This window comes from Bradyrhizobium iriomotense (assembly GCF_018130765.1).
Classification (GTDB): domain Bacteria; phylum Pseudomonadota; class Alphaproteobacteria; order Rhizobiales; family Xanthobacteraceae; genus Bradyrhizobium; species Bradyrhizobium iriomotense_A.
In genome coordinates this window covers 1-25,005 of record NZ_JAFCJZ010000029.1, presented here as the reverse complement: position 1 = coordinate 25,005, position 25,005 = coordinate 1, and the positions used below count along the sequence as shown (strand labels likewise).

Annotated in this window: 22 protein-coding genes; 12 read left to right on the top strand and 10 right to left on the bottom strand. The window is 65.5% G+C overall.

The features are described from left to right. Positions 1-81 precede the first annotated feature (81 nt). Together ubiA and JQ635_RS34475 are read right to left on the bottom strand one after the other, a co-directional pair. On the bottom strand, positions 82-1,014 hold the full coding sequence (gene ubiA, locus JQ635_RS34480) for a 4-hydroxybenzoate octaprenyltransferase (protein ID WP_211414227.1): 933 nt from the start codon (positions 1,012-1,014) through the stop codon (positions 82-84). Next, the gene (locus JQ635_RS34475; protein WP_211414309.1) at positions 1,011-1,670 is read right to left on the bottom strand and encodes a hypothetical protein; all 660 of its coding nucleotides are present in this window, start codon (positions 1,668-1,670) and stop codon (positions 1,011-1,013) included. The genes ubiA and JQ635_RS34475 overlap by 4 nt, the downstream gene beginning before the upstream one ends. 211 nt (positions 1,671-1,881) lie before the next feature. Here JQ635_RS34475 and JQ635_RS34470 point away from each other — a divergent pair, with 211 nt between their 5' ends. From JQ635_RS34470 to JQ635_RS34445, 6 genes are all read left to right on the top strand, one after another. Then, entirely contained in the window at positions 1,882-2,634 is a 753-nt protein-coding gene (locus tag JQ635_RS34470; protein ID WP_211414226.1) for a 16S rRNA (uracil(1498)-N(3))-methyltransferase, read from the top strand. 340 nt (positions 2,635-2,974) lie between these two features. Continuing rightward, a complete protein-coding gene (locus JQ635_RS34465) occupies positions 2,975-4,126 on the top strand; it encodes an ATP phosphoribosyltransferase regulatory subunit (protein WP_211414225.1) in 1,152 nt (383 codons plus the stop codon). Positions 4,127-4,129: 3 nt separating this feature from the next. Then, the gene (hisG, locus tag JQ635_RS34460) at positions 4,130-5,107 is read left to right on the top strand and encodes an ATP phosphoribosyltransferase (protein ID WP_211414224.1); all 978 of its coding nucleotides are present in this window, start codon (positions 4,130-4,132) and stop codon (positions 5,105-5,107) included. 87 nt (positions 5,108-5,194) lie between these two features. After that, positions 5,195-6,241, top strand: coding sequence for a glycosyltransferase family 2 protein (locus tag JQ635_RS34455; protein WP_211414223.1), 1,047 nt, complete (start codon positions 5,195-5,197; stop codon positions 6,239-6,241). Beyond that, on the top strand, positions 6,238-7,083 hold the full coding sequence (locus tag JQ635_RS34450) for a ChbG/HpnK family deacetylase (protein WP_211414222.1): 846 nt from the start codon (positions 6,238-6,240) through the stop codon (positions 7,081-7,083). The genes JQ635_RS34455 and JQ635_RS34450 overlap by 4 nt, the downstream gene beginning before the upstream one ends. A 137-nt stretch (positions 7,084-7,220) precedes the next feature. Further along, complete coding sequence (locus tag JQ635_RS34445; protein ID WP_211414221.1) at positions 7,221-8,060, top strand: DUF2076 domain-containing protein; 840 nt, start codon at positions 7,221-7,223, stop codon at positions 8,058-8,060. A gap of 276 nt (positions 8,061-8,336) precedes the next feature. Here the strand turns inward: JQ635_RS34445 and JQ635_RS34440 are convergent, their stop codons facing one another. After that, on the bottom strand, positions 8,337-9,152 hold the full coding sequence (locus JQ635_RS34440) for a L,D-transpeptidase (RefSeq protein WP_211414220.1): 816 nt from the start codon (positions 9,150-9,152) through the stop codon (positions 8,337-8,339). Between the two features lie 317 nt (positions 9,153-9,469). On the opposite strand from JQ635_RS34440, the gene JQ635_RS34435 reads away from it, so the two are divergent. Continuing rightward, positions 9,470-10,255: a protein phosphatase CheZ gene (locus JQ635_RS34435; RefSeq protein WP_211414219.1), complete on the top strand. Its 786-nt coding sequence runs from the start codon at positions 9,470-9,472 to the stop codon at positions 10,253-10,255. Positions 10,256-10,512: 257 nt separating this feature from the next. Here the strand turns inward: JQ635_RS34435 and JQ635_RS34430 are convergent, their stop codons facing one another. Then, positions 10,513-11,034: a hypothetical protein gene (locus JQ635_RS34430; protein ID WP_211414218.1), complete on the bottom strand. Its 522-nt coding sequence runs from the start codon at positions 11,032-11,034 to the stop codon at positions 10,513-10,515. Between the two features lie 315 nt (positions 11,035-11,349). Between JQ635_RS34430 and JQ635_RS34425 the strand changes: the two genes are divergently transcribed. The 3 genes from JQ635_RS34425 (at position 11,350) to JQ635_RS34415 (ending at position 14,809) form a co-directional block, all read left to right on the top strand. Further along, positions 11,350-11,646 carry a co-chaperone GroES gene (locus JQ635_RS34425; protein ID WP_211414217.1) on the top strand — a complete coding sequence of 99 codons (297 nt, stop codon included), beginning with the start codon at positions 11,350-11,352 and terminating at the stop codon, positions 11,644-11,646. A gap of 119 nt (positions 11,647-11,765) precedes the next feature. Beyond that, complete coding sequence (gene groL / locus JQ635_RS34420; protein WP_211414216.1) at positions 11,766-13,397, top strand: chaperonin GroEL; 1,632 nt, start codon at positions 11,766-11,768, stop codon at positions 13,395-13,397. A 200-nt stretch (positions 13,398-13,597) separates the two neighbouring features. Further along, on the top strand, positions 13,598-14,809 hold the full coding sequence (locus JQ635_RS34415) for a hypothetical protein (protein WP_211414215.1): 1,212 nt from the start codon (positions 13,598-13,600) through the stop codon (positions 14,807-14,809). Between the two features lie 160 nt (positions 14,810-14,969). On the opposite strand, the gene JQ635_RS34410 is transcribed toward JQ635_RS34415, so the two are convergent. Further along, positions 14,970-15,368 carry an META domain-containing protein gene (locus tag JQ635_RS34410; protein WP_211414214.1) on the bottom strand — a complete coding sequence of 133 codons (399 nt, stop codon included), beginning with the start codon at positions 15,366-15,368 and terminating at the stop codon, positions 14,970-14,972. A gap of 140 nt (positions 15,369-15,508) precedes the next feature. Next, on the bottom strand, positions 15,509-17,173 hold the full coding sequence (locus JQ635_RS34405; RefSeq protein ID WP_211414213.1) for an L-lactate permease: 1,665 nt from the start codon (positions 17,171-17,173) through the stop codon (positions 15,509-15,511). Between the two features lie 315 nt (positions 17,174-17,488). Here JQ635_RS34405 and JQ635_RS34400 point away from each other — a divergent pair, with 315 nt between their 5' ends. Beyond that, positions 17,489-19,252 carry an ABC transporter ATP-binding protein/permease gene (locus tag JQ635_RS34400; RefSeq protein ID WP_211414212.1) on the top strand — a complete coding sequence of 588 codons (1,764 nt, stop codon included), beginning with the start codon at positions 17,489-17,491 and terminating at the stop codon, positions 19,250-19,252. A gap of 382 nt (positions 19,253-19,634) precedes the next feature. On the opposite strand, the gene JQ635_RS34395 is transcribed toward JQ635_RS34400, so the two are convergent. The 4 genes from JQ635_RS34395 to JQ635_RS34380 all read right to left on the bottom strand — a co-directional run bounded on the left by JQ635_RS34395 (position 19,635) and on the right by JQ635_RS34380 (position 24,079). Further along, positions 19,635-20,648, bottom strand: a complete 1,014-nt coding sequence (locus JQ635_RS34395) for a TorF family putative porin (protein WP_211414211.1) — start codon at positions 20,646-20,648, stop codon at positions 19,635-19,637. Positions 20,649-21,056: 408 nt separating this feature from the next. After that, positions 21,057-21,437, bottom strand: coding sequence for a histone (locus JQ635_RS34390; RefSeq protein ID WP_211414210.1), 381 nt, complete (start codon positions 21,435-21,437; stop codon positions 21,057-21,059). A gap of 84 nt (positions 21,438-21,521) precedes the next feature. Next, positions 21,522-22,844: a glycolate oxidase subunit GlcF gene (gene glcF, locus JQ635_RS34385; protein WP_211414209.1), complete on the bottom strand. Its 1,323-nt coding sequence runs from the start codon at positions 22,842-22,844 to the stop codon at positions 21,522-21,524. Continuing rightward, positions 22,841-24,079 carry an FAD-binding protein gene (locus tag JQ635_RS34380; RefSeq protein WP_211414208.1) on the bottom strand — a complete coding sequence of 413 codons (1,239 nt, stop codon included), beginning with the start codon at positions 24,077-24,079 and terminating at the stop codon, positions 22,841-22,843. The genes glcF and JQ635_RS34380 overlap by 4 nt, the downstream gene beginning before the upstream one ends. Positions 24,080-24,301: 222 nt before the next feature. Here JQ635_RS34380 and JQ635_RS34375 point away from each other — a divergent pair, with 222 nt between their 5' ends. Further along, positions 24,302-24,790: a putative quinol monooxygenase gene (locus tag JQ635_RS34375; RefSeq protein WP_246583949.1), complete on the top strand. Its 489-nt coding sequence runs from the start codon at positions 24,302-24,304 to the stop codon at positions 24,788-24,790. Positions 24,791-25,005 lie beyond the last annotated feature (215 nt).

Sequence of the window (25,005 nt, the reverse complement as noted above, 5' to 3'; positions counted from 1 at the left end):
AAGGCGTAACCCACCAATATCTATCCGCATGGAAAGCAAAGTGGTGGATTACGCTTCGCTAATCCACCCTACGGATTCGCGTTACGCCGCCCGCATCACCGCGTCGGCGAGCAATCCCGCAAACAGCAGCGCGCCCGCATGCTTGTTCGACTTGAACAGGCGCAGGCACAGTTCGGGATCGTCGATCCTCAAGCGCACGATCTGCGAAGCGAGATGCGCGGCAAAGGCCGCAAGACCGAGCCAGGCCGGCCAGCGCACGTCGCCTGAGGCCAGCGCGACGCCGATCAGCACCACCGCAAGCCCGTAGAACAGGATCAGCGCCTGATGCGTATGCGCGCCGAACAAACGCGCAGTGGACTTGACGCCGATCAACGCGTCGTCCTCGGCGTCCTGATGCGCATAGATGGTGTCATAGCCGATCACCCAGGCGATCGACCCTGCATAGAGCACCAGCGCGGTGAGGTCGATGCGTCCGAAGGTGACGGCAAAGCCCATCAGCGCCCCCCAGGAGAAGGCAAGCCCGAGGAAGACCTGCGGCCACCAGGTGACGCGCTTCATGAAAGGATAGATGGCGACGACCGCGAGCGAGGCGATACCAGTCGCGACGGCAAAGCGGTTGAACTGGAGCAGCACGACGAGACCGATCACGGCCTGCGCGATCATGAAGGCGAGCGCCTGCTTCACGGTGATCTGTCCCGCGGGCAGCGGCCGCGAGCGGGTGCGCTCGACCTTGGCATCGAGGTTGCGGTCGGTGATGTCGTTCCAGGTGCAGCCCGCGCCACGCATTACGAAGGCGCCGATGAAGAACAGGATGATGGTGAGCGGCAGGCGGCTGGCATCGTGCGCGATGCCGGCGGCAAGCGCCGCCGACCACCAGCAAGGCATCAGCAGAAGCCAGGAGCCGATCGGACGATCGAAGCGGGACACGCGCAAGTAAGGCCGCGCCCATTGCGGCGCGAGCGTATCGACCCAGTTGCCGGTGGAGTCGGCAACGCGGGCGGATGTGTCGTTCATCGGGTCAGAACGTTGCCGTTGAGCGTATCGAACGTGCTGCCGCCCTTCTTGCCGGCATTAGCCTCGGGCGCCGAGCCCGAACCCAGCACCTCGCTCAGTGACGGACCGGCCGCACCGCGCGGCTGGTTCTGCATCTGCTGCGCGACGTTGCAGACCTTGGTCTGCATGGCCTCGGTGTTCTTGTGGCCGTCCTTCATCTGCGCGCCGATCTGCGGCGGGATTCCGCATTTGGCGGCGTTGGTCTCGATGTACTTGATCATCTTCGTTTCAGCCTGGCTGAAATTGCGGATCAGCTTGCAGGCCTCGTCCGGCGGCGCATGACGGTCGCTCGCGGCCTTGATCGCCTTGCCGCGCTTCTCGGCCTCCTCGCGCAGAGGAACGAAAGCCTTCATGCAGTCCTCACCCGGGGCCTGCGTCGGAGGGGCCGCACTGAACGCGCCAGCGCCGCCGAGCGGCGCTGCGCCGTTCACCGGAAACGAGGATTGCGGCGCCGTGCCGACGGAGGCCGTCGGCGCCGAGCCGTTCACGGGCGGAAATGCCGAACTGCTCGCGGCCTGGTTTGGCAGCGGCGCCGGGAAGGCGCTCTGCGCATAGGCGCCCGCGGCACCCATGGTGACCATGGCGGCAGTGATCGGAACCATCAGATGACGGATCATCAAGGCAGTCTCTCCGGCAGGAGCTTACGGGGTTCGGCGTCTTCCCAATTGAAGCGCAACCAGCGTGCTCGCGTTTTTACGATTCCCGCCGGCGCTTAACAACCCGCCGAATAGGGCAAGAGCGCGGCGCGGGGACGCACCGATTAGGCGATATTTACCCCCAAAACTACTGGTTTGGGTTAAGAACGGCCCCAAATCGGACCTTTGAACGATGCCATCCTACGATTTTCGCGCTCCCCGCCTGTTCGTCGATGCCCCTCTCGCCCAGGACGCCAGGGTTCCGCTCGACCGCGACCAGAGCAATTATCTCGGCAATGTGCTGCGACTGGCGGCCGGGGCCGAGGTCCTGGCCTTCAACGGTCGCGACGGCGAGTGGCAGGCCGCGATCGAAGGCCGCAAGCGGCCGGACGGCCTCGTGATCCTGCAGCAGACCCGGCCCCAGGACCGGCTCGCCGACCTCACTTATGTCTTCGCCCCGCTCAAGCATGCCCGGCTCGACTACATGGTCCAGAAGGCCATCGAGATGGGCGCCGCCAGCTTGCAGCCGGTCCTGACCAGGTTCACCCAGGCCTCCCGGGTCAACACCGAGCGGATGCGGGCCAATGTGGTCGAAGCGGCGGAGCAATGCGGCATCCTCAGCATTGCCAGCGTCGGCGAGCCGGTGCCGCTGGAGCGATACCTCGGTCAGCGCCCTGCCGACCGGCTGCTCATCTTTTGCGATGAGGCGGCGGAAGTCCAAAACCCCGTTCAGAGCCTGCACGGCGCGCGCGAGGCCGAAGACGGTATCGACGTGCTGATCGGCCCCGAAGGCGGTTTTGCCGAGGAAGAGCGGGCGCTGCTGCTGCGGCAGCCCAGGATCCTGCGGCTGGCGCTCGGCCCCCGCATCATGCGGGCCGACACGGCCGCCGTCGCCGCGCTGGCGCTGGTGCAGGCGGTGCTGGGCGATTGGGGCGGCAAGACCTAGCGGCAGGTGAAGCCGAGTTGGACGGGTCGTGCCGCGGGCGCCTTCAACCTCTCCCGCTTGCGGGGGAGGTCGGCGCGAAGCGCCGGGTGGGGGCTCTCTCCACTCGGGGATTTCATCCATAGACCTCAGGCGATCCCGACGCGGAAGCACCCCCACCCCGGCCCTCCCCCGCAAGCGGGAGAGGGAGGGCAGCGGTTTCGCGGCGCATTGCCCGCCCGTTAAGCGATTGATCCTTTGGAGGTCGAAACCGCTGTCGGGCCATGCTAAGGGCTGCGCCAATTCGCTTGCCTCCCCTTGCCCCTTGCCCTGCCCGGTTCCACCGGGACGATGGACCCCTGAGATGACCGCGACTGCCACCTCAAATGCTGCCGGCTCCGCCGCCTGGGCGGATACGCTGCTCTTGTCGTTCGCGCAGGCCGGCTATGTCAGGGCCGAGCCCGCGATCCTGCAGCCGGCCGAGCCGTTCCTGGACCTCTCCGGCGAGGACATCCGCAAGAGCCTGTACCTGACGAGCGACCTGTCGGGCGAAGAGCTCTGCCTGCGCCCGGACCTCACCATTCCCGTCGCCCGCGACTATCTTGCCTCCGGCCGGGCCGGCCAGCCCGCCGGGTTCAGCTATCTCGGCCCGGTGTTTCGATACCGCAGCGGCCAGGCCAGCGAATTCCTTCAGGCCGGCATCGAATCGTTCGGGCGTCAGGACCGCGCCGCGGCCGACGCCGAGATGCTGGCGCTGGCGCTGGAGGCGACGGCCGCCTTCGGCGTCCGCGACGTCGAGATCCGCACCGGCGATGTCGCGCTGTTCAACGCGCTGCTCGACGCGCTCAACCTCTATCCCGTCTGGCGCCGCCGCCTGGTCAAGGATTTCAACCGCAAGATCAGCCTGGAGCAGGATCTGGAGCGGCTGGCGGCCGCGGCCACCGCGACGCGCAGCGAATACGAGGGCGTGCTGGCGGCACTTGCCGGCTCCGACCGCAAGGCGGCGCTCGCCTTCGTCACCGACCTGATGTCGATCGCCGGCACCACCAATGTCGGCGGCCGCACCACGGCCGAGATCGCCGACCGCTTCCTCGAGCAATCGACGCTGAAGGGCGGCGCACTGCCGCGCGAGGCCATCGCCGTGCTCAAGCGTTTCCTCTCGATCGCGGGCAATCCCGACGATGCCGTCGCCGAGCTGCGCGCGCTCACGACTGACGCGAAGCTCGATCTCGCCTCGGCGATCGATCAGTTCGAGAGCCGGGTCGGCTTCATGGCCGCGCGCGGCATCGACGTGAAGCAGACGCGCTTCTCGACCGCGTTCGGGCGCGGGCTCGATTATTACACCGGCTTTGAATTCGAGCTGCATCACAGGGGCAACGGCGCCGAGCCGCTGGTCGCCGGCGGCCGCTATGACGGGCTGATGACCCAGCTCGGCTCGGCAACTCCGATCCCCGCCGTCGGCTTCTCGGTCTGGGTGGACGCGCTGAACCGCATCGGCCGCAAGGTGGGAGCTTAAGTCATGAGCGCGCCATTCGTTCTGGCCGTTCCCTCCAAGGGCCGCCTGCAGGAAAACACCGAAGCCTTCTTCGCCCGTGCCGGCCTCAAGCTGTCGAAGGCCGGCGGCGCCCGCGACTATCGCGGCACCATCGCAGGGCTGGACAATGTCGAGGTCGCCTATCTATCGGCGAGCGAGATCGCAGCGCAGCTGTCGCGCGGCTTCGCCCATCTCGGCGTCACCGGTGAAGACCTAGTGCGCGAGAATATCGCCGATGCCGACAAGCGCGTGTCGCTGATCGAGGGGCTCGGCTTCGGCTATGCCGACGTCGTCGTCGCGGTGCCGCAGGCCTGGATCGACGTCCGCACCATGGCCGATCTCGACGACGTCACCACCGGCTTCCGCGAACAACATCATATGCGGATGCGGGTGGCGACCAAGTTCATCAACCTCACCCGCGCCTTCTTCCAGAGCCACGGCATCACCGATTACCGCATCGTCGAGAGCGCAGGCGCAACCGAAGGCGCGCCGGCGGCCGGCAGCGCCGAGTTGATCGTCGACATCACCACAACGGGCGCGACGCTCGCCGCCAACGGCCTGCGGGTGCTCGACGACGGCGTGATCCTGCGCAGCCAGGCCAATCTGGTCGCCTCCAAGGACGCCGACTGGTCACCGCAGGCGCGCGAGACCGCGCGCGTCATCCTCGATCACATCGCAGCCAGGGCGCGCGCCAACAAATACCGCGAGGTCCGCACCCGCTTCCGGCAGTGCGATGCCGCCCTGCTCGGCGAAGCCCACAGCCGGTTCGGCGTCGAGGCCCCGTTCGGCGGGCCGACCTCGTCTGGCATGCTGACGCTGCACTGCCCGCCGGGGCAGCTCTATGCGCTGGCGAGCTTCCTGCGCGAGCATGGCGCCGAGACCGTCTCGGTGGTCTCGCTCGACTACGTGTTCGACCGGGAGAACCCGCTGTTCGCCAAGCTCGAGGCGTTCCTGCGGCGGTGAGCCTCAGGTTCGTTCAGCGTAGCGACAGCAAACGGCAGCTACCATATGCTGTTGAGATGAACTTGATCGCCTCTGGAACCTTGATCGATGACGCTGGGCTCTGACGTTTCCGGCATGACGACCACCGCAGTCACCGCCGCGGCGAAGGGATTGTCGATTGTCGTCCCCGTCTACAACGAGGCGGCGGGCCTCGCCGCCCTGCACCAGCGCATCTGCGATCTCGCAAGGACCTTGCGGGAGCGCTATCGGCTCGCTTGCGAAGTCGTCTATGTCGACGACGGCAGCGCCGACGCAACGCTGTCGATCGCGCGTTCGCTGCCGGCTGACGCGATCAGCGTCCAGGTGGTCTCGCTGTCGCGCAATTTCGGCAAGGAAGCGGCGCTGATGGCCGGCCTCGACCACGCCCGGCTCGGCGCCGTGATGTTCATGGACGGCGACGGCCAGCATCCGCCGGCCCTGGTCGAGCAACTGGTGCGGCACTGGATCGATGACGGCTATGACGTCGTCTATACCGCCAAGGCGCATCGCGACAACGAGACCTTCCTGCGCCGCCTCGCCGTGCACGGCTTCTACGCGCTGATCAATTGGGGCGCGCGCCAGAAAATTCCCGAGGACGCCGGCGATTTCCGCCTGCTGTCACCGCGCGCGGTCGCAGCGCTCAGGCAACTGCCCGAGCGCAACCGCTTCTTCAAGGGCCTCGCCAGCTGGATCGGCTTCCGCCAGATCCGCGTCGACTACGAGCCGGCGCCGCGCGCCCATGGCGTCACCACCTTCAACGCCGCGCGATTGCTTGGTCTGTCGATCGAGGGCCTGACCTCGTTCTCGGTGGCGCCGCTGCGCTTCGCCAGCCTGCTCGGCGTGGTGCTCGCGGGCGGCGCGTTCCTGTTCGGCCTGTCGATCCTCTGGGAGGTCTGGACCACCGGCAAGCAGGTGCCCGGCTATCCCTCGCTCGTGGTCGGCCTGATGACGATCGGCGGCGTGCAGCTCATCATGATCGGCATCGTCGGCGAATATATCGGCAAGATCCTCTCCGAGCTGAAGGCGCGCCCGATCTACTTCGTCGCCGAGCACAGCGAGAAGCATTTCGAGGCCGGCAAGGCCGACGAGGCCTCGAGCAGGACGGCAGCCGAATGAGCACCGCCGCGAGCCCGCGGCGGATCTGGCTCTGCGCCGACGATTACGGCATCAGCCCGGGCGTCAACCGCGCCATCCGTGACCTCATCGAACGCGGCCGCCTCAACGCGACCTCGGTGATGATGGTGGGATCTGCGATCGAACGCAGCGAGGCCGAGGCGCTTCAGGCCTCGGCGAAGGAAAGTCCGCGCTGCGCGATCGGATTGCACGTCACGCTGTCGGCGCCGTTCCGGCCGCTCACCATGCATTTCCGCCCCCTCGATGGCGACATGTTCATGCCCTTTCCGAAGCTGCTGCGCGCCGGCCTTGCGCGGCGGCTCGACCGCGAATTCTTTCGTGCCGAGGTGAAGGCGCAGCTCGCGGCCTTCGTGGACGCCTTCGGCCGCGCGCCAGATTTCGTCGACGGCCATCAGCACGTGCAGCTCTATCCGCAGGTGCGCGACGGCTTTGTCGATGCGGTCGTCGAGGCTGCGCCACAGGCCTGGGTGCGCCAGGGCGGCCGCAAGCTGCCGCTGGCGCAGCGGCTGGCCTCGCCCAAAGCCATGGTGCTCGACATCCTCAGCGCACAATTCCGCCGCCGCGCCGGCGGCGCCGGCCTCAGCTTCAATCCCGGCTTTGCCGGCGCCTATGATTTTACGCGCGGGGCCGATTTCGGCGAGCTGATGCGGCAGTTCCTGGACGGCCTGCCCGACGGCGGCCTCGTGATGTGCCATCCCGGCTTCGTCGACGATATCCTCGCCAGCCTCGATCCAATGACCGACGTCCGCGAGCGCGAGTACGGGTATCTGAAGAGCGACGCCTTCGCCCGCCTGCTGGCCGACAGCAACGTGACATTGGCATGAAACCGGCGAAAAGCGGGCCAAGGGGCCGCTAAGGGGCAGCTTGTCGCATACCGAAATTTAATCCGGCCGGCACTGTTGGGGCCACAATGGAACCCTACATCTCCTGCGCGCTTGGTTTTGCGCGAAGGAGACAGATCATGACGCCGCAGGAACGCCAGCTCGTCGACGACCTTTTCGACCGGCTTTCAAAGCTGGAAAATGCACCGCGCGATCCCGACGCGACCACCGCGATCTCCGACGGGTTGCGCAAGGCCCCGGGCGCCGTCTATGCGCTGGTGCAGACCACACTGCTGCAGGACGAAGCGCTGAAGCGCGCCCATAACCGCATCCAGGAGCTGGAAGCGGCCCATGCGCCCGAGCCGGCCCAGTCCGGTGGTTTCCTCGATACCATGCGCGACACGCTGTTCGGATCGAGCCCGTCGCGTGGCTCGGTTCCGAACGTCCCGCCGCGTGACGCGCGACCGGTCTGGAACAGCGGCCAGGCGATGCAGCAGTCCCAGCCGGGCTATGGCGCACCTCCTCCCTATGGACAGGCTTACGGCCAAGGTCAGGGCCAGGCCCCGGGTTATGGCGCCCCGCCGGTCGGCGGTGGCGGCGGCTCGTTCCTCGGCACGGCGGCGGCAGCCGCGGCCGGCGTGGTCGGCGGCTCGCTGCTGCTCTCGAGCATCCGCGGCATGATGGGCGGAGGTCACCAGCAGGCCTTCGGCGACACCAACGCGCTCGGCGACCGCAGCGCTGGTGGAAGTCCTTGGGGCGGCAGCGATCAGTCCGGCGGCTCGCTCGCGCGCGACGCCGGCCTCAACGACATCGGATCGAACCGCGATTCCGGCCAAGATTCTCGTCAAGGCTTCGTCGACCAGGCCTCGAACGACCGCGACAACAACGACCAGAACTACGACGACGATCACGACGACAATACGGACATGGCCGACGACAGCGATTTCGGCGACGACGACGGCGGCAGCGATTACGCGTGAGGCTCAAAACGAAGCTCAATGCAAAGGGCCGCCCCTATAGAGGCGGCCTTTTTTTGCGTCTTGCTTAGAACCTCTTCCCTTCTCCCCTTGTGGGAGAAGGTGGCATAGGCGGCCTTCGGCCGCCGTTCTTAAGAACGCCGAAGCGAAGCTTCGGCTATGGCGCCGGATGAGGGGTTCTCTCCGCTCGCGAAAGCGTTCGTGAGGAGAGAGACCCCTCACCCGGCTTCGCTTGCAGCGAAGCCACCCTCTCCCACAAGGGGAGAGGGTAAAAAGACATCACATCACCACGACCTTGGTGCCGACATTGACGCGGCCGTAGAGGTCGATGACGTCCTCGTTGCGCATGCGGATGCAGCCCGAGGAGACGTTGGTGCCGATGGTCCAGGGCTCGTTGGAGCCGTGGATGCGGTAGAGCGTCGAGCCGAGATACATCGCACGCGCGCCGAGCGGATTTTCCGGGCCGCCTTCCATGTGCCGGGGCAGATCGGGCCGGCGTGCGATCATCTCCGCCGGCGGGGTCCAGTCCGGCCATTCGCGCTTGGCGGTGATCGACTTCACGCCGGACCAGGTGAAGCCGGGGCGACCGACGCCGATGCCGTAGCGCATCGCGCGGCCGTTGCCCTCGACGAGGTAGAGAAACTTGTTCGGCGTATCGACCACGATCGTGCCGGCACTTTCCTTGCCGCTATAGTCAACAACCTGTTTCTCGAATTTCGGATCGAACTGGCGCTGCCGCGGGTCGACTGCTTCCTGCTGCAGACCTGCGCCTTGCTGATATCCACCCTGCATCTGCGGCTCGCCCATCGGCGGCAGGCGACGCTGGTCGTAATAGCCCGGCTGCTGCTGATACACCGGCCGCTCGGGCGCGTAGGCGGGGCCGCGGCCCGGACCGTCGCCGAACAGGAATTCGATGAAGCCGCCGCCCATGTTTGCATTGGAGGCGACGCGCACCGGCGCCGGCGGCACGCGCGGCTGATAGAGCACCGCGGGCGGATCGTTCGGCACGGTGTTGTCGAAGGCGCTGGCGCCGCTGATGCCGGCAATGAAGGTGCAAGCGCTGCCAAGCAGCGCGACAGACATTTTCTTGAACATCGACGTACTCTGTACTGTTTCGTCTAGATCACATGCGTCGTGCAGGGCTGGTGGCTGATCCGCGCCCTTCGACGTGGTCAATAAAAAGCAAAAGCCGTTTTGTTTGGTAAACGTATCAGGCGTTTCGATTCACCACGTCGCCAGCGGGCCCGCAATTTGGCGATCAGCGTTTATTTTCGATGAACGCCGCACGAGCATGGTTAATCGCGTCTTTGCGCGCCGTCGCGCGCGGCCGCAACGACAGTTCCTGCTGTGAACTTCGTGTTAAATCGCTTCTGCCTACAAAGACGCGTGAGTGAGGTGGGGGGAGTGTCCTGATGGCTGTTCACCGCAAACGTTTTCGTGTCGAGGATATCGCCGGTGGCGAGATGCCCATTCTAGACGTAACTGAAGAGGCAGGGCCGATGCACAGCGAGATCATGGCCGAGCTGCGCGCGATCCGCGCCCAGATGGCGAAGGGCATCACGGCTGCCCCGCTGTCCGGCAGCGCCGCGATGGCGGCGATCGACGCGTCGACGGCGCATGAGCTGTCCGAAGCGCGCACCATGCTCGAGACCTACCGGGCGCAGATCGAGCAGTGCGAGAAGCTGAAGGTCGAGCTCGACCTCATCCACGACGCCATCGACCGCACCAAGCGCGAGATCGCGACCCTGCACGGCAAGAGCTTCGACGGCGGCGAGATGGCCAAGGTCAATGGCGAGCTCGGCGCGGTGGTCGGCGGCACCGAACAGGCGACCCAGCAGATCCTCGAAGCGGCCGAATCGATCGACCAGGCCGCCAGCGCGATGTCCAAGGTGGACTCGGCCGATCAGCAGAAGCGGCTCGCCGACGACATCCAGGAACGCGTCATCTCGATTTTCGAAGCCTGCAACTTCCAGGACCTGACCGGCCAGCGCATCAGCAAGGTCATGACCACGATGAAGTTCATCGAGCAGCACATCAATGCGATGATGGAGATCTGGGGCGGCGTCGACGCGATCAAGGCCCATGTGCCGGCGCCGGTCGACCAGCGCAGCGAGGACGAAAAGCTCCTCAACGGTCCCAAGCTCGCCGGCGACGTCGGCCACGCCTCGCAGGACGACATCGACGCGCTGTTCGACTGAGCGCGCGAGATAGAGACAAAGCAAAACGCCGGCCCTGGGGCCGGCGTTTTTGTTTTTGGGAGGCACAACCGTAGGCGCACTTCCCCTTCTCCCCTTGTGGGAGAAGGTGGCGCGAAGCGCCGGATGAGGGGTTGCTTCCGCGAATTCAAACAAGAGACAGACTCGGGGAGAGAGACCCCTCACCCGTCTCGCCGCTACGCGGCGAGCCACCCTCTCCCACAAGGGGAGAGGGTGCAGCGCGACGTAACGTTAGAACATCACGCCCTCGGCGCGCAGCGGACGTAGACCATGTTGCCGTAGCGGGTGGCGGCGTCCTTGTCGATGAAGCGGGTGATCAGGACGCGGCCGTCGAAGGAGACGATCTCGCGGTCCTGCTCGCCGGGGGTCGGACCGGCCGGACCGATATAGTTCTTGCCGCTGGGCGAGCCCTTCAGCCGCAGCTCCTGCGGCGTTGCCTGGTCGGCCAGATGCATGATCACGCCGCCGGAGGAGCCGGCGGTGATCACATAAGGATTCTTGCACTGAGCCCTCGCCGCGGCCTCGGTGCGGGCGCGGTCGGCCGGGTTCTGGAACGAGGCAAGGCCCCAGCGGCCGACGATCTCGTCGGAGCGGATGGTCGCCGGCATTTCCGGACCGGTGCCGGGCTCGGCCTCGGGCGGCGGGGTCGACGAGGAGAAGGACGGCAGGCTCATGCCGCCGCCGCAGGCGCCGAGCAGCAGCGCCAGGCAAGAGGCAGCCGCCAGGTTGGCGACCGTGCGCGCGTGAGCTGAACTGATCATGGCATTCCCCCGAACAAGACCATGGCCGCACCCCTCTCGCAGCCAAGCGCAAAAACGCTGCCGGAGCAATGACGTCCTTCTGTACGCCGCCGCCCCGAACAAATTTCCAATGCCACCATCCTATATCCGCCTCACCAATCGCTTAACCACCTTTGCTTGACAGGATCGCGGCCAAGCCATATTCCCGGGCGCACTATTAGCACTCGGAAAGCCCGATTGCTAAGCGCGCCGTTCGATCCTCGGGACGAGGGGGAACGGAAGCGCCGCCCCACCCACTTCCACTACTTCCGAAGCGAGCCTCCAAAGGGAAACGTCATGGCTAAATCCAAATTTCGTCCGCTGCATGACCGTGTCGTGGTCAAACGTATCGACGCCGAGGAAAAGTCCAAGGGCGGCATTATCATTCCGGACACCGCCAAGGAAAAGCCGTCCCAGGGCGAGGTTGTCGCCATCGGCCCCGGCGGCCGCGACGAGACCGGCAAGCTGATTCCGATCGACCTCAAGGTCGGCGACCGCGTGCTGTTCGGCAAGTGGTCGGGCACCGAGGTCAAGATCGACAACGAAGAGCTCCTGATCATGAAGGAGTCGGACATCATGGGCGTTCTGGCCTAAGGCCGTCCGCCTGAACGGCCGCTGAATGTCATGCCCGGATCGCGCGATCCGGGCATCCATCATTCCGCCGGCCACATTCCGAACCAAGACACAACACGAAACACAAGGGATTGCAGACCATGGCTGCCAAAGACGTCAAGTTTTCCGGAGACGCGCGCGAACGCATGCTGCGCGGCGTCGATGTTCTCGCCAACGCCGTCAAGGTGACGCTCGGCCCGAAGGGCCGCAACGTCGTCATCGAGAAGAGCTTCGGCGCGCCCCGCATCACCAAGGACGGCGTCACCGTCGCCAAGGAGATCGAGCTCGAGGACAAGTTCGAGAACATGGGCGCCCAGATGGTGCGTGAGGTCGCCTCCAAGACCAACGACCTCGCCGGCGACGGCACCACCACCGCGACCGTGCTGGCCCAGGCCATCGTGCGCGAAGGCGCCAAGGCGGTTGCCGCCGGCATGAACCCGATGGACCTCAAGCGCGGCATCGACACCGCGGTGGCCGCCGTCATCAAGGACATCGAGAAGCGCGCCAAGCCCGTTGCCGCCTCCTCCGAGGTCGCCCAGGTCGGCACCATCTCGGCCAACGGCGATGCCGCCATCGGCAAGATGATCGCCCAGGCGATGCAGAAGGTCGGCAACGAGGGCGTCATCACCGTCGAGGAGAACAAGTCGCTCGACACCGAGGTCGACATCGTCGAGGGCATGAAGTTCGACCGCGGCTATCTCAGCCCCTACTTCGTCACCAACGCCGAGAAGATGACCGCCGAGCTCGAGGACGCCTACATCCTCCTGCACGAGAAGAAGCTCTCGGGCCTGCAGGCCATGCTGCCGGTGCTCGAAGCCGTGGTGCAGTCGGGCAAGCCGCTCGTCATCATCGCCGAGGACGTCGAGGGCGAGGCGCTGGCCACCCTGGTCGTCAACCGCCTGCGCGGCGGCCTCAAGGTTGCCGCCGTGAAGGCGCCGGGCTTCGGTGACCGCCGCAAGGCCATGCTCGAGGACATCGCGATCCTCACCGGCGGCCAGCTGATCTCCGAAGACCTCGGCATCAAGCTCGAGAACGTCACGGTGAAGATGCTCGGCCGCGCCAAGAAGGTGGTGATCGACAAGGAGAACACCACGATCGTGAACGGCGCCGGCAAGAAGCCCGAGATCGAGGCCCGCGTCGGCCAGATCAAGGCCCAGATCGAGGAGACCACCTCGGACTACGACCGCGAGAAGCTGCAGGAGCGCCTCGCCAAGCTCGCCGGCGGCGTCGCGGTGATCCGCGTCGGCGGCGCCACCGAGATCGAGGTCAAGGAGAAGAAGGACCGCGTCGAGGACGCGCTCAACGCCACCCGCGCCGCGGTGCAGGAAGGCATCGTCCCCGGCGGCGGCGTCGCGCTGCTGCGCGCCAAGAAGGCGGTGGGCCGTCTGTCCAACGCCAATGACGACGTCCAGGCCGGCATCAACATCGTGCTGAAGGCGCTGGAAGCCCCGATCCGCCAGATCTCCGAGAACGCCGGCGTGGAAGGCTCGATCGTGGTCGGCAAGATCCTGGAGAACAAGTCCGAGACCTTCGGCTTCGACGCCCAGAACGAGGACTATGTCGACATGGTCGAGAAGGGCATCATCGACCCCGCCAAGGTGGTGCGCACCGCGCTGCAGGACGCCTCCTCGGTGGCCGGCCTCCTGGTGACCACCGAAGCCATGGTCGCCGAGCTGCCGAAGAAGGAAGCTCCGCCCGCCATGCCCGCCGGCGGCGGCATGGGCGGCTTCTAAGCCCTTCCTCATCTTACAGCACTAACGAAGGCCGCCTCCGGGCGGCCTTCTTTTTTGCCGACCCTGCCCCGCCGCTTTCCGATTCAACCGGCGGCCAAAACCCACTACGGTGGCGCCGATTCTGATTGTTTGGGCATGACCCTCTCGGAAAACCGCTTCACACTTTTCCGGATCATGCCCGTTGCCCGAGGATTTCGTCGATGCGCGCGCTCCTGGTTTGTTCGACTGCCCTTCTGGCGGCCCTGCTCGCCGTCTCGCCCGAAGTCGCCTCCGCCCAGATGAAATTGTCGCCCAAGGCCGCCGCGCCGGGCGGAACCGAGACGCGCTATTTCACGTCGATCGACGGGCTGATGGACGGCAATGCCGACGTGATCCTGAAGGAGACGCGCCAGGGCAAGACGGTGACGGCGGCCGTACTCGACGTCTGTTACCCGATCGCGAAAAATTCCGAGCGCAAGGACCGTTTCGTCGTCAATCTCCAGGTTGCCGGCCAGACGCTGACCGGCACGACGCAGAGCCTCGGCGAGAAGGCGCCCGTCAGTGTCAAGCTGCTGCGCAAGCAGGCCGGCGACACGTTCGAGTTCCGCGGCCAGATCAGCATTGGCCAGGCGGTGACCGAGGTCACCTCGCCCGACAATTCCGATCTCAGCGAGAAGGAGTTTCAGGACAACCAGACCTCCGACGACGGCATCACGTCGCAGCCGAAGGATTTCACCGACGTCTCGCCGGAGGCGATCGCGGTGAAGGTCAAGCTGGATGCGGCGACCGAGTTCCTGAAGAGCCTGAAGGGCCAGGCAGTCGAGGTGACGCTGGCGAGCCTCAATGTCGGCTGCGACGCGCTGCGCGCCGGCGAGCAGACCATCAACATGTCGGTCGACCCGGAACGCGCAGCCGCGCTGCTGGCAAAATTCAAGGCGATGCCGGGCGTCACCGCGGCAGGCTGGACCGCGGGCATGACCGAGATGGACCGCACCATCCGTTTCCCCGCCGCCGACTGGCGCGACGGCGACAAGATCAACCGCGACAAGCTCGGGGCCGCAGTTGCGGGCGTGCTGAGCAAGACGCTTGCGGCAAAGCCGGTCTCACAAAGCTTCAACCCGGCGACCGGCAAGCTCAAGCTGGTGTTCAAGCGGCCGAACCAGGATCATCCGGCGCTCGAGCTCACCGACACGATCGAGGTCGCAGGCCTCGTCTCGCCCGACAAGCCCGGCACCACCGACAAGCTGATGCTCTGGATCGGCAGCCCCGCGACCACGACTGCCGACGAGAACAGCGGCGCCAAGCTCAACCTCTCGGACGACGCTTCGGCCGACGAGGAAGGCGATCTGCCCGACGACAACGGATCGGTCGAGGCGCTCGCCAAGGAGCTGAAGGGCCAGCGCTGGGACGCCGACAAGTCGGTGTGGAAGTAGGCGCGCTGAACTATCGTGCCACGGACGCAGCGCAGCACGTTAGTGATGCGCTGCTGAGCCGGGGCCCAGAAGCCACAAGCGAAGTGCTGGATCGATAGGCTGGGTCCCGGCTCTGCGTCGTAGCGCTTGCGCGCTACGCCTTGTCCGGGACACGCGAGACCTAATTCCCGTTGACGCGAAAGCGCAGCGGCCTGGGGCCGATCAGCGTCAGCACATCGCCCTGGCGTTTCCAGGTCTCGACGCTGCCGAGCGCTGCAACCAACTCGTCGTCGGCCTGGGCCTTGGCCTGCGGACAGGATCGATCCTGGATCTGGCCGGGGACGAAGATCACGGTGTTGCCGGCGACCGAGAACTGGCCCTTGCCGCCCTTGCACCAGAGCTCGAGCACGACCTCGCCATTGTCGCCGATCTCGATGTTCGGAATCCGCTTCGAGCCTGCTTGCGGCAACGCCTCCAGCGTCATCTCGGTGCCGAACGGAAAACCGTCCTCGGCGCGCGCGAGCGTGGACATCGCCAGCATTGCAACCGCCGCGCACACCACCTGCCTGAGCAAAACCATGAAACCTCTCGACCGACCTGATTTGCCGCACCTTCTATAAGACGGCGGCGTCATTGAGAAGGTTCGCCCGCGCGCGACGTAAAAATCCCCGCGGGGGGATGAAGCCCCGCGGGGATTTGGTCGAAGCCGGGCGTGGCCTGCTACTTCAGCACCAGCGCCGTGAACGGCCAGACATAGGCCTGCAACGTCACGAGCACACCGACGAGACAGGCCAGCACGATCGAGTGCCAGAACACGAAGCGCAGGATGGTGCCCTCGTGGCCATACCAGTTGGTGGCGGTGGAGGCGACCACGATCGACTGTGCGTCGATCATCTTGCCCATCACGCCGCCCGAGGAGTTCGCAGCAGCCATCAGGATCGGCGACAGGCCGAGCTGTTCGGAGGTGATCTTCTGGAGATTGCCGAACAGGATGTTCGACGACGTGTCCGATCCGGTCAGCGCCACGCCGAGCCAGCCGAGCAGCGTGCCGAAGAAGGGATAGAGCACGCCGGTTGCGGCGAAGGCGAGACCGAGCGTCGCGTCGACGCCGGAGAGCCGCGTCAAGGTACCGATCGCGAGCATCGCCGAGATCGTGATCAGCGAGATCGCGCACAGCCGGATAGTACGGCCATATTCAACGAGCAGCTTGCCGGGACCGACGCCCATCAGGATGCCGGAGATGATCGCCGCGATCAGCATGCCCGTGCCGGTGAAGGACAGGTAGGTGAAGGCGAACACTGCGCCTTCCGGCGTCGGTTTCGCCGCCACCGGCGGCATCTTGTTGATCATCTTGTCGAGCTCGGGAACCGCGTAGTTGAAGGTGAAGATCGAGTTCGCCCAGGTCTTGAACCAGCCGCTTCCCCACAGCAGCATCACGACGCAGACGATGATCCACGGCAAGAGCGCGCTCCAGAGCTGGGCTTGCGTGAGCGGAGTTTTGTCGAGCGGCTTCGCCGGCGCCATGGTCGCATGCGACTCGTCGTGTCCGCGCAGCTCCGGCGACAGCCACAGCTGCCTCGGGTGCCAGACCTTCAGAAACAGGATGAGAGCCCCCATCGAGATCAGCGACGCACCGATGTCGACGATCCACGGATTGATGAAGTTCGAGATCACGAATTGCGGGATCGCGAAGGACACGCCGGTGACGAGGATCGCCGGCCAGACGTCCTTCATGCCCCGCCAGCCCGCGAAAGCCCAGACTACCCAGAAGGGCACGATCAGCGAGAAGAACGGCAATTGCCGGCCGACCATCGCGCCGAGGATGTAGGGATCGAGCCCGGTGACCGAGGCGAGGCCCTGGATCGGCGTGCCGAGCGCGCCATAGGCCACCGGCGCGGTGTTGGCGATCAGCGAGAGGCCGGAGGCCGCGAGCGGCGAGAAGCCGAGCCCAATCAGCACGGCACCCGTGATCGCGACCGGCGTGCCGAAGCCCGAGGCGCCCTCGAAGAAGGCACCGAACGAGAACGCGATCAGCAGCAGCTGCAGCCGCCGGTCCTCGGTGACGCCGCCGATCGCGCGCTTCAACAGTTCGAAGCGGCCGGTGGCCACTGTCACCTGGTAGAGGAAGATGACGTTGAGGACGATCCAGCCGATCGGGAAGAAGCCGGTCACGATGCCGAGGATCGAGGCGCGGATCGACATGTTCACCGGCATGGTGAAGACGAAGATCGTGATCAGGTTGGTGACGATCACGGCGATGATTGCAGCAATATGCGCCTTGACGCGACCGCTCGCGATCAGGACCAGCAGCGTGACGACGGGGATCGCCGCCGAAATCGTCGACAGCACCGAGCTGTGTAGCGGATCATAAATTTGATTCCACATGGTCTTCCTCCCCCACGCATGTTTGCGGCAGACGGCCCGCGTGGAGAGCCGATCCTGCTTTTTCGCTGGAAGCGATAACCCCCGAGCTGGACGCGAATTCCTCGCGAATGCGGCGGTTCCCCTCCGCTCACAAGCTCGCGAAATCCCGGAGCACCCCGCCCCGCGCCGTCGAGCCCATGCTAGGGTTGCAGGCTGCGACAATCCAACGCAAATTGCAGAACTTGCGACTTTAGTCTAAGCGCGCCCGTTTCCGCCATTGCCTCAAGTCTTTGGCTCAGGGCATTTGTGCACATCCCCTCGAGGAGACAGAGCTCTGTGAACAACATCCGCGCCACGCTCGCGATCGTCTGGCGAATCGCCATCCCCTATTTCCGATCCGAGGACAAATGGGCCGGCCGCGGCCTGCTCGGCGCCGTCATTGCCATGGAGCTGGCGCTGGTGGCGATCGACGTGCTGGTGAACCAGTGGCAGAACAGGTTCTACAGCGCTCTGCAGGCGAGCGACTGGGACGCGTTCGTCACGCAGATCTGGATCTTCGTCGGCCTCGCCTCCACCTACATCGCGCTGGCGGTCTACAAGCTGTACCTGAACCAGTGGCTCCAGATCCGCTGGCGGCAATGGCTGACCCGGCACTATCTCGGCGAATGGCTCGAGAGCGCCACGCACTACCGCATGCAGCTCAAGGGCGATGCGGCCGACAACCCGGACCAGCGCATCACCGAAGACGTCAAGAACTTCGTCGAGCAGACCTTGACGATCGGGCTCGGCCTGCTCTCCTCGATCGTGACGCTGTTCTCCTTCGTGATCATCCTCTGGGGCCTCTCCAACGCCGCACCGCTGCACCTGTTCGGCACCGACCTCATGATCCCCGGCTATCTGTGCTGGGGCGCACTGATCTACGCGATCTTCGGCACCGCGCTGACGCACTGGATCGGCAGCCCGCTGGTCAACCTCAATTTCGAGCAGCAGCGCTATGAAGCCGACTTCCGCTTCAACCTCGTCCGCGTCCGCGAGAACTCCGAGCAGATTGCGCTGCTCAAGGGCGAAGGCGCCGAACGCGGCCGGCTGCTGGATCGCTTCGGCTTCGTGATCGGCAACTGGTACGCCATCATGAGCCGGACCAAGCGACTCACCGCGTTCACGGCGAGCTATCAGCAGGCCGCCGTGATCTTTCCCTATGTGCTGGTGGCACCCGCCTTCTTCGCCAAGAAGATCCAGCTCGGCGACATGATGCAGACCGCATCCGCCTTCTCCAGCGTACAGGGCGCGTTGTCGTTCTTCGTCACGGCTTACCGGTCGCTGGCGGAATGGCGCTCGATCGTCGCTCGCCTCGACGGCTTCGAGATGTCGGTCGCGTCCTCCGTAACCCTGCCGGCGCATGAACCTGCGATCGCCCTCAAGGCCGCGGGCGGCAGCCGCATCATCGCCCTCGAGCAGCTGTGCGTGAACCTGCCCAACGGCGCGCCGCTGGTCGCCGCCGATGCCTTTGCCATCCAGCCTTCGGAACGCGTGCTGGTGACCGGACCGTCCGGCTCCGGCAAGTCGACGCTGTTCCGGGCCATCGCGGGCATCTGGCCGTTCGGCACCGGTACCATCCTCGTGCCCGAAAAGGCCCGGCTGATGATGCTGCCGCAGCGCCCCTATTTCCCCGTCGGCAGGCTGCGCGATGCCGTGGTCTATCCGGCAAAGCCTGATGCGTTCGAAGCCGCACGTGTGAGGGACACGCTGATTGCGGTCGGGCTGCCCAACCTCGCCGGACGACTCGACGAGGACGGTCACTGGAACCGGATGCTGTCGCTCGGCGAGCAGCAGCGCCTTGGGCTCGCCCGCGCGCTGCTGCATGCGCCCGACTATCTCTTCCTGGACGAGGCCACGGCGTCGCTGGACGAGCCGTCCGAGGCGCGGCTGTACCGGCTGCTGGCGGAGAAGCTGCCGCAGGCCACCATCGTCTCGATCGGCCACCGCTCGACGCTCGATGTCTTCCACACCCGCAAGGTAGCGATGGTGCAGGACGGCGAGATCCACGTCCTCGGCAACGCGGCCGCGCCGGCCGAGAAGGAGCCGACGGCGGTGCGCTGAGGCGTAGGGCTCCCTCGCCGGCTGTCGCATCGAAGGAACCGGATGGGCCGCTTCCTTGCGGTCCAAGAGACGTCCTCAACTCGGGCCTCGTCATTGCGAGGAGCTCTTGCGACGAAGCAATCCAGATTGCCTCGGCAGAAAGGTTCTGGATTGCTTCGCTGAGCCTGTCATCGGGCCGCGCGCTTCGCGCGGACCCGGTGGCTCGCAATGACGGAGTGTGAGGCAGCAGCGCCACTCTCCCGGCTCGCATGTCGAGCCGCAGACGCAGCTTTGTAATCTCTTGGCCAGCCCCACCCCCAAGGCCGTCCCCGCCTCACCTCCCCCCCAAGCAAAAGGGCGGCAGGTTGCCCTGCCGCCCTCGTGAGGAGTTCTGGAAAGAAACTTACTTCAGGTTGGTCATCGCCGTCAGGTCGAACGACAGCTTGGCGATGCCGGCCGCGCCGCACCAGTTGGAGCCGACGCCCGTCGGATTGATCGGCGTCACGAAGGTGCCGCTCGACGCCGTGATGTTGCCGCGCGCCGAGAAATCGCTGGTGAAGGCGTTACAATCGCCCTTCGACAGGTCCGTATCGGAGTAGCGCAGATCCAGCGTCATGACCTTGTAGGTGAAGCCGATGCCGATGTTCCAAGTGTTGTAGTCGGCATATTTGATACCGTTCGGGAAGGCCGGCACGCCGTAGAAGCTGTCGGAGGTGCCGAGCCACTGACGGCCGAACTCACCCGACACATACATGCCGACGCCGCTCGAGCCGAACACCGTGCTGGGCGCGGTATACTTGCCGACGATCGAGGTGTAGTTGCCCCAGGCGCCCGAGTTCAGATAGCTCGGGGTGTAGTATTCGTTCAGGCCGAACGACCAGTTGTCGTTCACGGTGTAGGTGAACTTGCCGTAGACTTCGAAGAAGCTCAGGTCCTTCTTGATCACGTTGGTGTTGAGCAAGGCCTTCTCGGCGCACTCGGCGCCCTGGAAGACGCCGGCATTGTCGATGCCGGTGCCGCCGAAGTAGCAGGTTCCGCCCGGATACAGGTAGCCCCACACGCCGATGTCGAAAGCGAACGCACCGAAGGTCGGGCGGATACCGCCGTAGACGTCGATCTCGGCCGCAGCGCGGTTCGGAAAGGAAATGCTCTCACCGGCCACGCCGACATAGAGCTGGAGGTCCTTGGTGACGTTGTAGCGGGGCTCGAAATAGGCCGCGACCGACGGCTTGTGGTTCGACTGGGTGATACCGCGGAAGATGTAGTCGCTCATGATCGCGCCGCCGAAGGCGATATCCCAGGGATCGAAAGCAACCACCGGCGGGGCCTTCTTGGCCTTCACCGCCATGTCCGCCGCGAAGGCCGAACCCGTCGTCACCATTGCCAGCGCCGTTGCCAACAAAGCCACTTTTTTCATTTCGATCCCCATCTACCCGTTCTTACTTACCCAGTCGGATCCCGGAAGCCCCCCGGGGTCGTGCGACCTGTCTGCAAAATTGCGTTACTGCGACAATCTGGAGCGTGGGGTGCGAACGGTGAAGCAAAAAGCGCGGGCATCTGCCGACTTTTTAGGCGTTTTAACGTTTCCACGAAAGGTTGTCGGCCTGTGTGGCTTCTCGATCACATTATTTGCACTCCAGAGTGCACAGGGGGGCCGTGCAAGTACGGATACCTTTTGGCCTCGTGGTGCCGGCGCCACGAATCAACCCGCCTCAAAGTAGCGACGGCACCCACCTCTCATGAGGCGATGCAAAAAGGCCGCAGCGTTACCGCCACGGCCTTCTGCTTGTAGATCGTCCGAGAGATCGAGAAACGGGCCTTCGGCCTAGCCTTGCCCCTCGGCCGGCGTCGGTTCCGCAGAAGACGAAGGCATCGCCCAGCTCGTCTCGGCGACAGGCTCGGGAGCCGGAGCTGACGCCGGCGCTGACGGCTTCGGCGCAGGAGCTGCCTTCGCCTTCTTCGGTGCCGCTTTCTTTGCAGTCTTCTTGGCGGCTTTCTTCGGGGCAGCCTTCTTGGCCGCCGCCTTCTTTGCTGTCTTCTTGGCAGCCTTCTTCGGGGCGGCCTTCTTCGCAGATTTCTTGGCGGATTTCTTCGCGGACTTCTTGGCCGCCTTCTTCTTCGTCGCCTTCTTCGCGGTCTTCTTCGCCGCTACAGCCTTCTTGGCCTTTTTCGCCTTCTTGCTTTTCTTCTTCTTCGCTTTCGCCATCGTGGTCCTCCTGTTGCCGCCGAACAATGGTCGATCGGGCGCCTTCAGTCGTCACCTCGGGAGGAAAGTTCAGGCTCTGAAAGCTCAAACTTGCGCGTTCAGTGCCGGCCGCGACCCGCCCGTAGCCCAATCGAGAAGCTCAATCGTGTGTACGACCGGAACTGACGTGCCACTGGCAATCTGCACCATGCAGCCGATATTGCCTGCGGCAATCATGTCCGGCTTGACGCTTGCGATGTTGGCGACCTTGCGATCGCGCAACCGGCCCGCAAGCTCGGGCTGGAGAATGTTGTAGGTCCCCGCCGAGCCGCAACACAAATGGCTCTCGGGTACATCTTTCACCACGAATCCATTCTTGGAAAGCAATTCTTTCGGAAGCCCCGTGATTTTCTGTCCGTGCTGCAACGAACATGCGGAGTGATAGGCGACGACGATGTTGTCGCTTCGCTCAGTCGTCGCGAGGTCGAGGCCGGCGACGTATTCGGTGATGTCCTTGGCGAGCGCGGACACCTTCGCCGCATCGGCTGCGAAGGCTTGATCCTCGCGCAACAGATAGCCGTAGTCCTTGATCACGGTACCGCAGCCGGACGTCGTCACCAGGATGGCGTCGAGCCCTTCGCCGGCGGCCTCCTTCTGCCACGCCGCAACGTTGGCACGCGCCCGCGCCAGCGCATCCTGGTCGTTGCCGAGGTGGTGGGTCAGCGCGCCGCAGCACTGCTCGTCCCTGACCAGGACGACCTCGATGCCGTGGCGGGTGAGCAGGCTGAGGGCGGCCTGGTTGATGCGCGGCGCCAGCACCTGCTGGGCACAGCCCTGGAGCAGCGCGACCCGGCCGCGCTTCTTGCCGAGGGCTGCGAACACGCTGCCCGGGAGAGGCCCCGGCGGCGGCAGCCGGTGAGGGGCCAGCGCCAGCATCGCCTTGATGCGCTGGATCAGGCCGGGCGTGGCCGAGGGCCGCGGCGTCGGCAGGAACACGGCGAGCGGACGGGCCAGCCGCGCCAGCCACATGCTGATGCGGAAGCGTTGCGGGTCCGGCAGGACGAAGGCCAGAACCTGGCGCAGCAGCCGCTCGGCCAGCGGCCGCTGATAGCGCTGCTCTATTCGAACACGGGCCTGGTCGACGAGGTGCATGTAGTTCACCCCGGAGGGACAGGTCGTCATGCAGGCGAGGCACGACAGGCAGCGGTCGATATGCTTGACCACCTTGGCCGTCGGGGTCTGGTCCTTCTCCAGCATCTCCTTGATCAGATAGATGCGGCCGCGGGGGCTATCGAGCTCGTCGCCGAGCAGCACATAGGTCGGACAGGTTGCAGTGCAGAAGCCGCAATGGACGCAGGCGCGCAGGATCTTGTCGGCTTCCGCGATGTCGGGATCGGCGAGCTGCGCGAGTGAGAATTCGGTCTTCATGGCGCAGCGCCCCGGCTCAAGCGTCCCCGGTTGAGAATGGTCTTCGGATCGAAACTGGCGCGCACCCGCTCGCTCAGGGCGGCGATGCCGGGCGCCTGCGGAGGGAACACATCGACATCGCGCCTGACATCCTCGGCCGCCCGGATCAGCGTGGCATGCCCCCCAACCGCATTCGCGCACGCACGCACGACCGGGGCATGGGCGTCACCCTTCGGCGGCAATGCGGCCCAGATCAATCCGCCGCCCCAATCATAGATCATGTCGCCGCCGGTCTCGCGCGCCAATTGCGTCCCGAGCGCCGCCCCCGATGCCGGTGGGCAGACGATCCGCCAGACCGGCCAGGCCCCCAGCGCGCCGCCGGCCGCGAACGGCAGCACGTCGCGTAGCGTCGCCCATAGCGTGGACGACACCGCGTCCTCGATCAGGGTTGCGGTTCCGAACGGCGCCAGCAATTCACGTAGCGAGCCGGCGCGGTGGGCGGCGGAGGCGGTGATGCCCTCGAGCCGCAGTGCGGTCAGCGCCTCGCCCTGGCCTGCAATGTCGCCAAGCCCGTCGGTCTTGGCCCGAAACGCCGATTTCGGCAGGTGCGCGGCACCGGAGACGTCAAAGGGCGAGCCGAGCGCCGCCGTCATCGCCTTGTTGGCGGCGGCATCATCCAACCCGCGGAGCAGCAGCGTTCGCTCGGCCTCCGGTTTCGGCATCACCTTGAGCGTGACCTCGGTCATCACCGACAGCGTGCCCCAGGAGCCCGCCAGCAGCTTGCAGAGGTCGTAGCCGGTGACGTTCTTCACCACCTTGCCGCCGGTCTTGAAGCTGTCACCGAAACCGGAAACGGCATGCGCGCCGAGCAGGTGATCGCGCGCCCCGCCCGCCCGGATGCGCCGCGGCCCGGCGAGCCCGGCCGCGATCATGCCGCCGATGGTGCCCAGCGCCGGCGTGCCGAGCAGCGGCGCGGTGTTCATCGGCTCGAAGGCGAATTGCTGGTTCTTGGCATCGATCAGCGACAGCACGTCGGCGAGCGGCGCCCCGGCCTGGAGCGTCACGATCAATTCATTGGGCTCGTAGGAGGTGACGGCATTCAGCGCGGAGACGTCGAGTACGGCGTTGGTCGCCATGGCGTGGCCGATGCTGCGCTTGGAGCCATGGCCGATGATCTCGAGCGGCTGCTCGTTGGCAATCGCCGCGCGCACCACCTCTTCGACGTCTTTGGCGTCTCTGACCCTGAGCGTATCCACGGGAAAAGGCGGTAGCGAAATTCGCCGCCAAAATCAAATGCGGCGTGACGCCAACGACCATCGCCGGCGCGATTGGATTCCTGCCGGGGCGCAGCATCGACACCTCGATCATGATCGAAGCGTTCACGACATCGACACTTCGATCATCGGCGAACCAAAGCCGGCGGGCCGTCGCTACAAGTCTGCGCCGATCGCAGTCGCGACCAACCGATGGAGGCAGACATGCAGCGATCGACACATCAGCGGCCGGTGCCGCGCGCCAACGAAGCGTTCAGCCGCAGGTCAGTCGTCCGGGCCTTCGGAGCCGTGCTGGCGATCTATCTGTCGCCGTGGACGACGGCGTCATCTCAAGCCCAGCAGCAAGGAGGAAGGACCATGAACCACTATGCCACGCAGAAATCCCTCAGCGACGCCGTCGACGGCGGTGGCCTGCTCGTGGTCGCGCAATGGGAGGCCAAACCGGGCGAGGCCGACAAAGTCGCAGGGATCCTCGACCGCTTCCTGCCGGAGGCGCAGCGCGAGGACGGCGTCAAGCTGTTCCTGATTTCGCGCGCCAGGGACAATCCGGCCCAGTTCCTGTTCTACGAGCTGTTCCGCGACGAGGCCGCCTTCAAGGCGCACCAGGAGAGCACGCATTTCAAGACCTACATCGCCGGCCAGGCGCTGCCGCTGCTGGCGAAGCGCGAGCGGGCGCAGTTTACGCTGATGTGAGCCTTCTTCCCTTCTCCCCTTGTGGGAGAAGGTGGCGCGAAGCGCCGGATGAGGGGTCTCTCTCAACGCATTCAAATGAGACTTGGACGCGCGGAGAGAGACCCCTCACCCGTCTCGCCGCTCCGCGGCGAGCCACCCTCTCCCACAAGGGGCCTGTTGCGTTATCGGCTTTTGAGGCTGAGGACGTTCGGAGAGAGGGGCGCGGTCACGGCCAT

Bases quoted from the DNA above. Each gene is read 5' to 3' on its own strand.
- ubiA (WP_211414227.1), bottom strand. From the start codon at position 1,014: ATGAACGACACATCCGCCCGCGTTGCCGACTCCACCGGCAACTGGGTC.
- JQ635_RS34475 (WP_211414309.1), bottom strand. From the start codon at position 1,670: ATGATCCGTCATCTGATGGTTCCGATCACTGCCGCCATGGTCACCATG.
- JQ635_RS34470 (WP_211414226.1), top strand. From the start codon at position 1,882: ATGCCATCCTACGATTTTCGCGCTCCCCGCCTGTTCGTCGATGCCCCT.
- JQ635_RS34465 (WP_211414225.1), top strand. From the start codon at position 2,975: ATGACCGCGACTGCCACCTCAAATGCTGCCGGCTCCGCCGCCTGGGCG.
- hisG (WP_211414224.1), top strand. From the start codon at position 4,130: ATGAGCGCGCCATTCGTTCTGGCCGTTCCCTCCAAGGGCCGCCTGCAG.
- JQ635_RS34455 (WP_211414223.1), top strand. From the start codon at position 5,195: ATGACGCTGGGCTCTGACGTTTCCGGCATGACGACCACCGCAGTCACC.
- JQ635_RS34450 (WP_211414222.1), top strand. From the start codon at position 6,238: ATGAGCACCGCCGCGAGCCCGCGGCGGATCTGGCTCTGCGCCGACGAT.
- JQ635_RS34445 (WP_211414221.1), top strand. From the start codon at position 7,221: ATGACGCCGCAGGAACGCCAGCTCGTCGACGACCTTTTCGACCGGCTT.
- JQ635_RS34440 (WP_211414220.1), bottom strand. From the start codon at position 9,152: ATGTTCAAGAAAATGTCTGTCGCGCTGCTTGGCAGCGCTTGCACCTTC.
- JQ635_RS34435 (WP_211414219.1), top strand. From the start codon at position 9,470: ATGGCTGTTCACCGCAAACGTTTTCGTGTCGAGGATATCGCCGGTGGC.
- JQ635_RS34430 (WP_211414218.1), bottom strand. From the start codon at position 11,034: ATGATCAGTTCAGCTCACGCGCGCACGGTCGCCAACCTGGCGGCTGCC.
- JQ635_RS34425 (WP_211414217.1), top strand. From the start codon at position 11,350: ATGGCTAAATCCAAATTTCGTCCGCTGCATGACCGTGTCGTGGTCAAA.
- groL (WP_211414216.1), top strand. From the start codon at position 11,766: ATGGCTGCCAAAGACGTCAAGTTTTCCGGAGACGCGCGCGAACGCATG.
- JQ635_RS34415 (WP_211414215.1), top strand. From the start codon at position 13,598: ATGCGCGCGCTCCTGGTTTGTTCGACTGCCCTTCTGGCGGCCCTGCTC.
- JQ635_RS34410 (WP_211414214.1), bottom strand. From the start codon at position 15,368: ATGGTTTTGCTCAGGCAGGTGGTGTGCGCGGCGGTTGCAATGCTGGCG.
- JQ635_RS34405 (WP_211414213.1), bottom strand. From the start codon at position 17,173: ATGTGGAATCAAATTTATGATCCGCTACACAGCTCGGTGCTGTCGACG.
- JQ635_RS34395 (WP_211414211.1), bottom strand. From the start codon at position 20,648: ATGAAAAAAGTGGCTTTGTTGGCAACGGCGCTGGCAATGGTGACGACG.
- JQ635_RS34390 (WP_211414210.1), bottom strand. From the start codon at position 21,437: ATGGCGAAAGCGAAGAAGAAGAAAAGCAAGAAGGCGAAAAAGGCCAAG.
- glcF (WP_211414209.1), bottom strand. From the start codon at position 22,844: ATGAAGACCGAATTCTCACTCGCGCAGCTCGCCGATCCCGACATCGCG.
- JQ635_RS34375 (WP_246583949.1), top strand. From the start codon at position 24,302: ATGCAGCGATCGACACATCAGCGGCCGGTGCCGCGCGCCAACGAAGCG.